Below are 11,822 nucleotides of genomic sequence, written 5' to 3'. Positions count from 1 at the left end.
GTGAGTGTCTCGGCAGGCCTCCTCGATCCGGAGTTCGTCCGCGAGCTCGAGGCGCTGCGCCGCAGGCTCGAGGTGCGTGCTCGCTCCGGCGCGTCCGGTGAGCACGCCGCCAAGCGCCGAGGTGGCTCCGCGGAGTTCCAGGAGCATCGGTACTACGAACCCGGGGACGATCTGCGTCGCGTGGACTGGCTGGCGTTCGCTCGCACCGGTCAGCCCGTCGTCAAGCTCTTCCGGGCCGAAGAGGACGTGGTGGTTCGACTGCTGGTCGATGCTTCGGCCTCGCTCGAGTTCGGCGACCCACCCAAGATCGAGGTGGCTCGCCGGCTGGGCGCGGCCATCGGCTACATGGCGCTGGCCGGCTCACAACGAGCCCAGGTGCTGGTGGCAGGCGGGCGCGAGAGCACCACCGGCGTGTCCCGTCGAGCCACGGCGCGGCGCGGGCGCGGCGGGCTTGCTGGATTGTTGAAGGACCTCGGCCAAGACACACCCCTTGGTCGCGTCGAGCTCGCCCGCTCGGTCGACGAGGTGCTCAGCATGTCGGCGCGTCCCGGCATGCTGGTCGTGCTGAGCGATTTCTTCGACGCTGGTGCAGTGACCCAAGCGCTGACACGGGCCGTGGTTGCAGGCCACGACGTCGTGCTCATGCAAGTCGTCGATCGCCGGGAAATTGAGCCCGATTTCGAGGGTGACTACGAGCTCCTGGATGCCGAGTCGGGCCAGACGCTGAACATCACGATGGACGCGAGCACCATCGAAGCTTACGTGCTGCGCTTCGCAGGTCTGGTCGAAGAGCTGCGAGCGTGGGCGCGTCGCCACGGTGCCAGCTACGTGCGGGTCGGCACCGACGAAGCACTGGAAGGTGCCGTCAGGCGTTTCGTCTCACGCTCTATCGACTGATCGCGGGCCGCGAGGCCACGGACGACCGAACGTGAGATACGGTAGGAGCGCGACGCCAGTGGCCATCGCGCCCTGTACCGCAGGCTCCCCTCTGCACCAAGCCGCCGGGCGAACCCAGCGGCTCGGCACCGAGACGAGCTCACTTCTTCTTGCGACGCGCCTTCTTCTTCGCCTTCGCTGCCGGGGCTGCCTTCTTGGCTGCCTTCTTGGCGCCCTTCTTGGCCGCCTTCTTCTTGCGACGCGCCTTCTTCTTCGGAGCCGCTGCCGGTGCTGCTGCTGCGGGCGCTGCCGCCGGAGCTGCTGCTTTCTTCGATGCCTTCTTCTTAGCCGCCATGATCTGTTCTCCGTATCAGCTCAATGTATGAGCAGGGTGAACACACTTTCATCCATTCATACCGAGTTCGTCAAGACGATCTTTTCACGCGTCGTGATCAACGACGTCGATACGTCGCGCAGCGGCGCGCTCACGAGCGACGACGGCGTCACGTACCGACGTCCGAGTGCACACTCGATCGACACGCGCGACCGCGAGCGCGAGGGACGTGCGCGACCGCGCCCGAGAGCGATTTTCGTGGCGCACTCCGCGCGCTCTCCCGGCGCCGAAATCGGGCTTCCCGCCCGAGCAGAAAATCCCGGGTTTTGTCGAGAAAAGACCGGGTTTTTTCGCCGCCGCGACCGCTCGATTTCCAGCCCCACGGCGAGCTCGTTCTTGCTCCGTTCTCCGCCGAGGCAGGCGCTCGCCCGCGTCCTTCGGCAGACCGCCGGACCATAAGTAGCTAAGCTCCCACCCACATGCCGTTCGAGCTGCGTAGCCCCGGAGGTCTCTGGCTGCTCGGCCTCGTTGCGCCACTGGTGCTGCTCTACGTCTTGAAGATCAGACGGGTGCAGCTGCGCGTCGCATCGACCTGGCTGTGGGCCGTCGCGGAGCGGGATCTTTTGGCAAAAAGCCCGTTCAAACGCCTGCTCTTGCAGATCCCGCTGCTGCTCCAGCTGCTCGCGCTCGGCCTGCTCGCGTTGGCCGCCGCGCGCCCCGCAACCCGCGGCGGCGCCATCGTCGGAGACCACGTCGCCGTGATCGTCGATACCAGCGCGTCGATGGGCGCGCGTACCGCCTCAGGCACGACCCGCATGCAGGCGGCGCGGGAGGCAGCCCGCAACGTCGTTCGTTCGCTCGGACCCGGCGCCGATGCGTTGATCATCGAAGCGGGGCGCGAGGCACGCATCGCCTCCCCCCTCGACCGTGATGGCCGCCGCCTCGAGGCCGCCATCGCGCGCCTCGAGCCCGGCGACATCGAGGGCAATCTGGGGCGATCCCTGGCCATTGCCGTCGACCGGCTGCGCCAGCTCCCAGGTCAGAAACGCATCGTGGTCGTGACCGATCGGGCGCTCACGGATCCGGAGTCGCTTTCGGCTGTCTCGCTTCCGGTGGACGTGGTCGATGTCGGCAGCGACGCATCCAACACCGCCATCGTCCGCATCGACGTGCGCAGCGGGGTGGATCCAGCGACAAAACGCGATCAAGTCCAGGCTTTCGTCCTGCTCTCGCACTACGGAAAACAGAGCCGCGACCTGTTCGTGACGCTGCGGCAGCGCAACGTGACGGAGCCGCTCGCATCCCGAAAGCTGACCCTGGCCCCGGGCGAGCGGGCACCCGTCGTCCTGACGTTCGAACCCACCGCAGGCGACCGCGGCACCGGCCTCGTGGTCGAGCTCTCGCCGGAGGACGCCCTCGCGACGGACGACCGCGCCTACGCGCGGGTCCCCATGGGGCGCAGGATCCCGGTCGTGCTCGCGCCGAGCGAGGGGGCTCCGTGGGTGCGGCGAGCCCTGTCTGCTGACCCCGATGTCGAGCTCCTCGGGTCGAGCCTGGCAGGGCTTTCCGCCGCCGGGGTGCCCGACGATGCGCTGGTGGTGGTCGACGGCGCTTGCCCCTCGGGCCTGCCAGGAGGCGATCTCTTGCTCCTGAACCCACCAGCCGGAAAGTGCCGCACCGCGACCGTCGGCGACACGGTCGAACGACCGAGCATCACTTCTTGGAGCGAGGCAGACCCGCGCTTGCGTTTCTTGACCCTGGACGGGGTCGAGCTCACCCAGGCGCGCAAAATCGAGACAGAGGGCCCCGGGGACCCGTTGGTGAAGACACGCGAGGGTGTGCTCATCAGCGACGTGTCGTCCCCGGGTCGCAGCGGCACCCTCGTTGGGTTCGATGTCGGGGAGAGCAACTGGCCTCTCCGAGCATCCTTCGTGCTCTTCGTGCGCAACATCGTCGAGCTTGCACGCTCCCACCGCGCCCGCGGCGTCACGGGTCCCGCGCGCACGGGCGAGCCGATGACGGTGCGAGTGCCCCCCGACGTGAGCTCCGTCGAGGTCGAGGATCCAACTGGCAAGAAGCTGGTGATCCCCGCCAAATCCGGGCTGACCGTGGTCCCCGAGGTTGCCCACGCCGGCTTCTATTTCGTCAGCTGGAAGGGCGACCGCGCCGGCAGCGTGCTGGTCTCTGCCAACCTGACGAGCGAGGCCGAGAGTGACATCTCGCCCAAGGCCATCGCGACCGGCAGCGCCGCCGTCAAGGTCTCGGACGCAGCGGCAGTCGCCGACTCCCACACGGACTGGGCTTGGCTGTTGGCGGCCCTCGCACTCGCCTTCATCACCTTCGATGCCTGGTGGCTGACCCGAAAACCGCGGGTCACCACCCTGGCTACGGCGGGGGCCCCCCGGCTTCCCGACCGGCCGCTCGCGCGAGGCAAACGTTGATGCCTCCCGCCCTCACCGCCCAGCTTCCCTGGATCGCGCTCGCGGCAGGGGTGCTCGCCTGGTCGGCCTACCTGGTCTGGGCGATCCGGAGCCGAGGTCTCGCGCGGCGCCGCGTGCTCCTCGGCGCCAGCGTCTTCGCTGCCCTGCCCGCGCTCTATCTGGGGCTGACCTGGGCGCGCCTGGTCGAAGAACACTACCTGCGGTTCGAGCGCCCGATCCTCACGCTCCCGGCCGCGGTGGTGGTGGCCATCATCGCCCACCGGCTGCTCGATTTGTCCTCGCGACAGGGTCGGCTTCGCCGGGGACTCACCGAGCTGCTGATCATGGCCTCGGCGCTGGCTGCGGCGCTTGCCGTCAGCGGCGCCGAGCTGGGCAAACCCCTCGATCGGCTGGCGATCCTGGTCGCGATCGATCGCAGCCGGAGCATCGATCTGGTGCCGGACGCCGACGCCCGCGTGCGCGGTGAGCTCCAGGTGGCGGAGCTGGCGATGCGAGACGACGATCGCATCGGCACCATCGCCTTCGCCGCGGAGGCTTCGGTAGAAGATCCACTCCGGCCGCGCACGCGCCTGCCGGCGCCGCAGAAGGTCGAGCTGGGTCGCGACGGGACGGACCTCTCCGGGGCAATTCGCAGGGCTCTGGCCGAGGTTCCAGCGGACTCGGCCGCACGCATCGTGGTCCTCTCGGACGGCGTCTCGACCCGCGGGGACCCGCAGGAGGCAGCGGCCGCAGCCGTAGCGGCGGGCGTCCCCATCGACGTGGTCCCGCTCGATCAGGCCAAGGTGCCCGACGTGCGGGTCGCCGCGCTGCGCATGCCGTCGCGTGCAAGCGAGGGTGAGACCATCGAGATGCGAATCGTCACCTCTGCCACCGCCGAGACGCCGATCGAGGTGCGCATCTCACGGGACGGGGTGCCACTGCGCAAGGGCAACGCGAAGGTCGCCGCCGGCGAGGACGTGCTGCGGCTGCGCGAGCAGGCGCCTGGCCCGGGGCTCCACCGCTACGACGTCGAGATCACCTCGCTCGACCCCAAGCTCGACGTCCGGCCCGAGGACAACACCGGGTCGACCTTCATGAGGGTTCGCGGGCAGGCTTCGGCGCTGGTCATGGAGGGCGATCCGAAGCTGGCCCAGGCGATGGTCCGCGCGCTCGAGGCGGCGGCCTTCCACGTCGACAGTGTGGGTCCGAGCAGCGTCCCGGCGGACATCGCGGGCTTCGCCTCCTACGACGTGCTCGTGCTCTCGGACATCCCGGCGCCGGACCTGTCTTCGACCCAGATCGACGCCATCGCGAGCTACGTTCGTGACCTCGGAGGGGGCCTGCTGCTCATGGGCGGTGACAAGTCCATGGGCCCGGGCGGCTACGGCAAGACGCCGCTCGAAGAGGTCAGCCCCGTGTCCTTCGATCTGAAACAGGAGCGAAGGCGGGCCAGTCTCTCCGAGGTGATCGCCATCGATTACTCCGGTTCCATGGCGATGCGAGCGGGGAAGAACACCAAGCTCGAGCTGGCCAACGAGGCGGCAGCGCGGTCAGCGGAGCTGCTCGGCAGCGGCGACCACCTCGGTGTGATGCACGTCGACACGGTCGTGAAATGGACCGTGCCGCTCGCACCAGTGACGAACAAAGCGGCCATTTCCAAGGCAATTCGCGCGGTGGGCCCGGGCGGTGGCGGCATCTACGTCGACCTCACGCTACGCGAGGCCTACGCGGCACTCGACCGAGAGAAAGTGAACCTGAAGCATCTGCTCCTGTTCGCTGACGGGTCGGACGCGGAGGAGCGGGCCGGCGCGTTCGGCTTGGTCGCGGGCGCCAAGGCGCGCGGCATCACCACCAGCGTGATCTCGCTGGGGCGTGGCTCGGACTCCACCGATCTGGAGAAGATGGCGCGCCTGGGCGACGGACGTTTCTACCTGGTCGAGGACGCCGGCCGGCTCCCCAGCATCTTCGCTCAAGAGACGGTGCTGGCTGCCAAGAGCTCGATCAGCGAGGTCACGTTCAAGGTCCAGGCCGGCTCACCGGGGCCTGCGGTCCGGGGCATCGATCTGTCGGCGCTACCGCAGCTCACCGGCTACGTGGTGACCATCCCGAAGGGTCGCTCGCAGGTCCACCTCCGGGGCCCCGAGGGAGATCCGATCCTGGCGACTTGGTCGATCGGCATTGGCCGCGCCGCGGCCTTCGCCAGTGACTTCAAGGACCGCTGGGGCCAAGCCTGGACGAGCTCGCCGGAAGCCGCGCGCCTGTTCGGTCAGCTCGCCCGGGACATCACCCGCCGCGCTGACGACCCGCGCGTGCGCCTGGAAGCCGACGCAGCGGGTGGAGAGCTGCACGTCCGCGCCAATCTGGTGGGCGACGACGGACGCGCCGAGAGCTTCCGGCGCTTGAAGGTCAAGGTGGGCGGGCCCGACGGGTTCACGCGGGAGGTCCCCCTCGAGGCCGTCGGCGCCGGAGCCTACTCGGCGACCTTGCCCCTCTCACGCCCGGGCGCGTACATCGCCACCGCCATCGACGAGATGGCCGGTGATCCGGTCGCGACCACCGGCGCCGTGCTGAGCGCCGGGGAAGAGCTACGTCCGACGGGCACGGACCGCGGCCTGCTCACACGGCTCACGGAGATCACGGGCGGTCGCGTGCGCGACACGCTGGCGGGGATTTTCCAGGAGCGCAGCGTAAAACGCTTCGCGTACACGAGCCTCACGCCACCGCTGCTGCTCCTGGCGGCGCTCACGCTCCTCTTCGGAGTGGGCGCGCGCAAGCTGGCGCTGCCGGAGCGCCTCTCCAACCTTCCAACCCGCTTGCGGGCGCGGCTGCAGGCTCGGGGTGCCCGAGCCGAAGCGGCTCGGGAAGCGAAGCTGAGCGAAGCCCAATCGGCAGGCGCCACGCTCGGCGCGCTCCGCGAGCGAAAACAAGAGCGCGGCGCCGACCTGCCAAGGCCCACCGTGACGACGGATGCGCCCCCGGCGAGCGTGCCGCACTTCGGGCACGCGTCCCCGGCGGCACGCCCGGTTGTTGGCAGACCGAGCGCCGTCAGCGCCCCTCGGACGTCCCATCGGGCCCCCGAGCCCGACGCTTCCGGTCCCACCCCCTCCGCGCGCGGGATGAGCGCGGCGGAGATCTTGCTGGCAAAGCGGCGCGGACGGCGCTCGTGAGCGCCGCCACGCTCGCGTGGCGTCTGCGGCGAAATCGTCGTATTCACGCCAGCTGAAGCCTCGGCGACGGCCTCGTCCGCCAGCCCCATCCCCCGCCATGCCTCTTCGAGTCCGTCACCCCGCGCCGCTGCTCCGGCCCGAGCTGTGGCTGCTCGTGGCCTTCGCATGCCTGCCGAGCTGCTCGCGCGGGCCCGAACCCTGCGCGTCCGCCGGCACGTGTCCCGAAGGCCAGGAGTGTCTGGCGAACCGCTGCGTCGTCGCCGGGGGCGCACCGGTCTCGGAGGACAGCCAGCGTCTGGTGCTCGAACCCGACGCGCTGGCCGTGGTCGGCGCGGGTGAGCCCCAGGCAGCGCCCGTCGCGGTCACGTTCGGCGGCGGGGCCAGCGGCAAGGTGACCTTGTACTTGAAGTTCCCCCGCGCCTGGCGCGAGGCCAAGCGCATCGAGGCAGCGTTCTTGCTGCTCGAACCCATGCCCGCGTCATTCGGCTCGACGGAGGACGTGACGGTGGAGGTCTGGCGGGTCCGCGAGCCCTGGAGCGCCGACACCCTCGCCCCAGCGCATCTGCCAGAGCTCGCTCCACCGAGCAGCCAGGGCATTGCCCGTTCCTCACCCCCGAGCCCGCTGCGTGTCGACGTGACGGCCCTCGTTACCTACCTGGCAAAACATCCGCACAGCGACTTCGGCTTCGCCCTTCGAGCGAGCCCCGGCGCGGGGGCCGGCGCCAGTTATGCCACCGGCTCGAGCGGCGGTCGGAGCCCTAGGCTCGAGCTCTACGTGCGTTGACGGGTGAAATGGCGCGGGTCGGGGCCTCACAGTCGAACGCTCGAGCCCACGGCAGTTCCATCGGAGCGAAAACCACCATAACGTCGGCCCCGATGTCCGAAGCGCTGCTCCAGGTGGAGCACCTGAAGACCGCGTTCCACACGGACCGCGGGGCGCTCTACGCCGTGGACGACGTCTCGTTCACGGTCCGGCAAGGCAAGACCCTGGCGGTCGTCGGCGAGAGTGGCTGCGGCAAGAGTGTCACCGCGCTCTCGATCATGCAGCTGGTCCCCTCACCCCCCGGCGCGATCGAGGCGGGCAAGATCGAGTTCCAGGGCCGAGACCTGGTCGCGCTCTCCGACAAGGACATGCGCAAGATCCGCGGCGACCAGATCTCGATGATCTTCCAGGAGCCGATGACCTCGCTGAACCCGGTGTACTCGATCGGCTCGCAGATCGTCGAAGCCATCCGGATCCATCGCAAGCTGAGCCGAGGTGCCGCCCGGGCCCGCGCGCTGGAGATGCTGCGCTTGGTCGGCATTCCGAGCCCGGAAGAACGCATCGACTCCTACCCGCACCAGCTGTCCGGCGGCATGCGACAGCGTGTGATGATCGCCATGGCGCTGTCATGCGAGCCCGCGCTCTTGATCGCGGACGAACCCACGACGGCCCTCGACGTGACCATTCAGGCGCAGATCCTCGATCTGCTGCGGCGCCTTCAGGAAGAGCTCGGCATGAGCATCCTGTTCATCACACACGATCTCGGGGTGGTGGCGGAGTTTGCCAGCGACGTCGTGGTCATGTACGCGGGGCGCGTGGTGGAGTCCGGCAGCGTGGAAGACATTTTCCAGCGCCCGCTCCATCCTTACACCCGGGGACTGCTCGCCAGTGTGCCGCCCATGGACTCGTCACGCGACAATGGGCGGCCCCGGCGGCTGCCGACCATCGAAGGGGTGGTGCCGGATCTGGCGGCGCTGCCCAAGGGCTGCCGCTTCGCCGACCGCTGCGGCCTCTTGGCGGAGAAACCCGAAGCTAGCGCCCGCTGCACCGAGGAAGAACCCGAGGTGAGCCCGCGCCGCGGTGGGCGAACGGTGCGCTGTCATTTTGCCGAGGCCGACGCGTGACGAACAGCGACGACGAACGCGGCGCCGATGACCCGCCGGACGAAACGGGCGAAAGTAGGGACGCCGGGGAGCTCGCCAGCGCGGCGCTCTGGGCACCGCCCGAAGCTCCCGACACGAACGGCGCGGTGGCGGCGCCGACCGACGCCTCACCCGAAAAACGCAAGACGCTGCTCCAGGTCGAACGCCTGGCCAAGTTCTTCCCGGTCAAGAAGGGCATCCTGGGCCGCACGAAGTTGGTGCGCGCCGTGGACGGCGTGACGTTCTACGTGCGCTCCAGCGAGACCCTGGGCCTGGTCGGAGAGAGCGGCTGCGGCAAGAGCACGCTGGGACGCTCCGTGCTGCGCCTGATCGAGCCGACCTTCGGTCGCATCGTCTTCGACGGTCAAGACATCACGCCAATGTCTCAACGGCAGCTCCGACCGCTGCGGCGCCGGATGCAAATCATTTTTCAGGATCCATACTCTTCGCTCAACCCTCGCATGACCGTGCGAGCCATCGTCAGCGAGGCGCTCCGGATCCACAAACTCGCCAGTGGACGCTCGGAAGAAGACGCAAAGGTCGAAGCCCTGCTGAAGCGGGTCGGGCTACGCCCCGAGGCGATGCACCGCTACCCGCACGAGTTCAGCGGAGGGCAGCGCCAACGCATCGGCATCGCGCGCGCGCTGGCGGTCCAGCCGGACTTCATCGTGTGTGACGAACCCGTCAGCGCCCTGGACGTGTCGATCCAGGCGCAGATCGTCAACTTGCTCCTGGATCTGCAGGACGAGTTCAAGCTGTCCTACCTGTTCATCTCCCACGACCTCAAGGTGGTCGAATACGTGAGCCGGCGCGTCGCCGTCATGTATCTCGGCAAGATCGTCGAGGTCGCTGCGTCGGCGTCACTTTACGAAAAACGCCACCACCCCTACACGCGTGCGCTGCTCTCGGCGATCCCGGTGCCGGACCCGGCGCGGCGGCGGCTGCGGATCCTGCTCGAAGGCGACGTGCCGAGCCCCATCGACCCGCCATCCGGCTGCAGCTTCCATCCGCGCTGCCCGCGCGCGGAGAAGGGCAAGTGCGACGTCGAGGTGCCGCTGCTCCAGGAAATCGAAGCGGGCAGCCACCACCGCGTGGCCTGTCACAATCCGTATCTGTGATCAGCCACCGCTGACGAGCATGCGCGCCGCCAGCTCTTGCGCCCGCTCCGGACCGACCAGGCGCCCGACCAAGCTGAGCGCGAGCGCGAGTGACGTGCCGGGGCCACGACTGGTCACCAGGTTGCCATCCTCGACGACGGCCTCCTCGACGTACTCGGCGCTCGGCAGCAAGAACCCCGGATACCCCGTGGCCCGGCGGCCGCGGAGCAACCCTGCGGCCTCGAGCACCGTGGGTGCTGCACAGATCGCCGACACCAGCTTGCCAGCGGACGAAAGCTCGACGAGCAGCTGTCGAACACGCGGATCTTTGGCGAGGTTTGCCGCACCGGGCATGCCGCCGGGCAGCACGATGCCGTCGTAGTCCTCGCCCTCGACGTCATCGAGCAGACACTCGGCATTCACCTCGATGTCGTGTGAGCCGCGCACGGGCGTCGCGTCCAGACCGGCCACCGTGACGGTGATCTCGGCCCGCCTGAGCACATCGATCAAGGTCACCGCTTCGATTTCCTCGAAGCCGGGGGCCAGGAGCAACAATATCTTCGGCATCTCGTCGAACCTCTCGCGTTCACTCGGCCGAGGCGCTCGGCGCTGGGGTCGGCAGCGCGGGAGCCGAGCCCGGTTTGCACTCCACCACAGATAACTCCATCGCCAGACCGTTTGGCCGCGCGCGCAAGAAGCGGCCGCGTGCGACCGCCAGGAGCTCCGCGCTGCGAATCGCGGGCTCGGTCCCGAGGTTGTCGATGAGTCCGCTCGGACCGACCGCGCCGATCCGGGTGGCGTCGCTGATGCTGGCGAGGGTCAACCACCCGAGCGGCCCCCCCACCGCGCCTGCCGCCGCGTCGATGAGCAAGGCTGGCGCGCCGACTCCCACCCCCTCGTCCTCGACCACGTGCCGCTCCACGCTGCCGTCGGCACGCAGGGTCCCCAGGTACACCCGTCGCTCTTCCGCTCCCGGCGCGGTGTCGTCATCACGCCACGCGAGCAGGGCCGAACCATCGGGCCCGCTCGCGAGGTCGAACACCAGCACGTGTGCGTGTTTGACGCTCACGGCCTTCGGTTCGGACAGCGCAACACCGTTGGCGTCGAGCGCCACTGCGCTCAGGTATCGCTCTCCAAGCTGGACTAAAGGTGGCTCCGGCGGCTCCTCGCCGCTGCTCGGTCGCGGCGCCGCGCTCGGCGCGGCTGCCGGTTTCATCCGGGGGGCCAGCGCTGATTTCGGCACGATGGTGCGGGCGATCCAGGCCGCCCAAAATCCGCCGGGCCGGCGCACGATGCGCGGCGCTTCGGCGTCCTCCGTCGGGCTCGAGACGATGCGCTTCTTCGTGACGTTGCTGATGTCCGCCCGGGCGAAGCTGGCGCTCACGACAACCCCGTGTTTGTCGGCGCGGCTCCACTCGTCCCAGACCGCGACGCCGCGCTCGGGGCCCAGCTCGAGATCTGCCGCCCGGGACTCGTCGCGGCTCTCGGCAATCTCCGCCCCCAGCACCACGTCGATCTTGTCCGAGCCGGGACGAATGGCCGCCAGCCTGAGCAGCTCCCCCCCCGCGTCCGTGTCGTGCAAGAGCGCGATCAGATCGCTGCCGTCGGCGCTGAGCTCCGGCGGGTCCGGATCCGCGTGCAGCTGTGCCAGGGTCGCGATCCGACCCGAGCCCCCATCCTTGCCGATCAGCGCCACGACCGCAGAGGTCTTCTTGCCAACGGTCGAGATGGCGGATACGGCAAACCCGTCGCCGAACGCCACGCCGCGCCCGAGCGCCACGGCGAACGGGAGCGCCGGTTGGTCGACGCCATCGTCGTCCTCGTCGGCCTCCCCGGCCGCGGCGGGCACACTCTTGCGCTCGCCCACCGTGAAGCTGAGGCCCGGGTGGGGCTCACTGCAGCGAGGTGTGATGGGCTGGGGCGCTGCCGAGGGCGTCGGCTGGGCGCTCGGCGCCACCTCCGGAGTACGCCGTTTACAGCCCCAGAAACCCAAGAGCGCGGCCGAAAGCATCAGGGCGAGGTG

9 protein-coding genes are annotated in these 11,822 nt (G+C 69.2%); 6 read left to right on the top strand and 3 right to left on the bottom strand.

Annotated features, from left to right (window positions below; genetic code table 11):
* Entirely contained in the window at positions 1 to 897 is an 897-nt protein-coding gene (locus tag IPI67_15030; GenBank protein MBK7581509.1) for a DUF58 domain-containing protein, read from the top strand.
* Between the two features lie 139 nt (positions 898 to 1,036).
* On the opposite strand, the gene IPI67_15025 is transcribed toward IPI67_15030, so the two are convergent.
* Complete coding sequence (locus IPI67_15025) at positions 1,037 to 1,231, bottom strand: hypothetical protein (protein ID MBK7581508.1); 195 nt, start codon at positions 1,229 to 1,231, stop codon at positions 1,037 to 1,039.
* Positions 1,232 to 1,689: 458 nt separating this feature from the next.
* On the opposite strand from IPI67_15025, the gene IPI67_15020 reads away from it, so the two are divergent.
* From IPI67_15020 to IPI67_15000, 5 genes are all read left to right on the top strand, one after another.
* The gene (locus IPI67_15020; protein ID MBK7581507.1) at positions 1,690 to 3,651 is read left to right on the top strand and encodes a VWA domain-containing protein; all 1,962 of its coding nucleotides are present in this window, start codon (positions 1,690 to 1,692) and stop codon (positions 3,649 to 3,651) included.
* Positions 3,651 to 6,797, top strand: coding sequence for a VWA domain-containing protein (locus IPI67_15015; protein ID MBK7581506.1), 3,147 nt, complete (start codon positions 3,651 to 3,653; stop codon positions 6,795 to 6,797). Before IPI67_15020 ends, IPI67_15015 begins: the two co-directional genes overlap by 1 nt.
* A gap of 97 nt (positions 6,798 to 6,894) precedes the next feature.
* A complete protein-coding gene (locus tag IPI67_15010) occupies positions 6,895 to 7,581 on the top strand; it encodes a hypothetical protein (protein ID MBK7581505.1) in 687 nt (228 codons plus the stop codon).
* A gap of 92 nt (positions 7,582 to 7,673) precedes the next feature.
* Complete coding sequence (locus IPI67_15005) at positions 7,674 to 8,684, top strand: ABC transporter ATP-binding protein (GenBank protein MBK7581504.1); 1,011 nt, start codon at positions 7,674 to 7,676, stop codon at positions 8,682 to 8,684.
* A 125-nt stretch (positions 8,685 to 8,809) separates the two neighbouring features.
* A complete protein-coding gene (locus IPI67_15000; protein ID MBK7581503.1) occupies positions 8,810 to 9,820 on the top strand; it encodes an ABC transporter ATP-binding protein in 1,011 nt (336 codons plus the stop codon).
* On the opposite strand, the gene IPI67_14995 is transcribed toward IPI67_15000, so the two are convergent.
* Together IPI67_14995 and IPI67_14990 are read right to left on the bottom strand one after the other, a co-directional pair.
* Positions 9,821 to 10,366, bottom strand: a complete 546-nt coding sequence (locus IPI67_14995; GenBank protein ID MBK7581502.1) for a DJ-1/PfpI family protein — start codon at positions 10,364 to 10,366, stop codon at positions 9,821 to 9,823.
* Between the two features lie 19 nt (positions 10,367 to 10,385).
* A complete protein-coding gene (locus tag IPI67_14990; protein ID MBK7581501.1) occupies positions 10,386 to 11,810 on the bottom strand; it encodes a hypothetical protein in 1,425 nt (474 codons plus the stop codon).
* Positions 11,811 to 11,822: the final 12 nt, after the last annotated feature.

This window comes from Myxococcales bacterium (assembly GCA_016706225.1).
Lineage (GTDB): Bacteria > Myxococcota_A > Polyangia > Polyangiales > Polyangiaceae > JADJKB01.
The sequence above is the reverse complement of the archived record's forward strand: the minus strand, read 5'-3'. Positions and strand labels throughout refer to the sequence as shown.

Bases quoted from the DNA above. Each gene is read 5' to 3' on its own strand.
- IPI67_15005 (MBK7581504.1), top strand. From the start codon at position 7,674: ATGTCCGAAGCGCTGCTCCAGGTGGAGCACCTGAAGACCGCGTTCCAC.
- IPI67_15020 (MBK7581507.1), top strand. From the start codon at position 1,690: ATGCCGTTCGAGCTGCGTAGCCCCGGAGGTCTCTGGCTGCTCGGCCTC.
- IPI67_14995 (MBK7581502.1), bottom strand. From the start codon at position 10,366: ATGCCGAAGATATTGTTGCTCCTGGCCCCCGGCTTCGAGGAAATCGAA.
- IPI67_15010 (MBK7581505.1), top strand. From the start codon at position 6,895: ATGCCTCTTCGAGTCCGTCACCCCGCGCCGCTGCTCCGGCCCGAGCTG.
- IPI67_15015 (MBK7581506.1), top strand. From the start codon at position 3,651: ATGCCTCCCGCCCTCACCGCCCAGCTTCCCTGGATCGCGCTCGCGGCA.
- IPI67_14990 (MBK7581501.1), bottom strand. From the start codon at position 11,810: ATGCTTTCGGCCGCGCTCTTGGGTTTCTGGGGCTGTAAACGGCGTACT.
- IPI67_15025 (MBK7581508.1), bottom strand. From the start codon at position 1,231: ATGGCGGCTAAGAAGAAGGCATCGAAGAAAGCAGCAGCTCCGGCGGCA.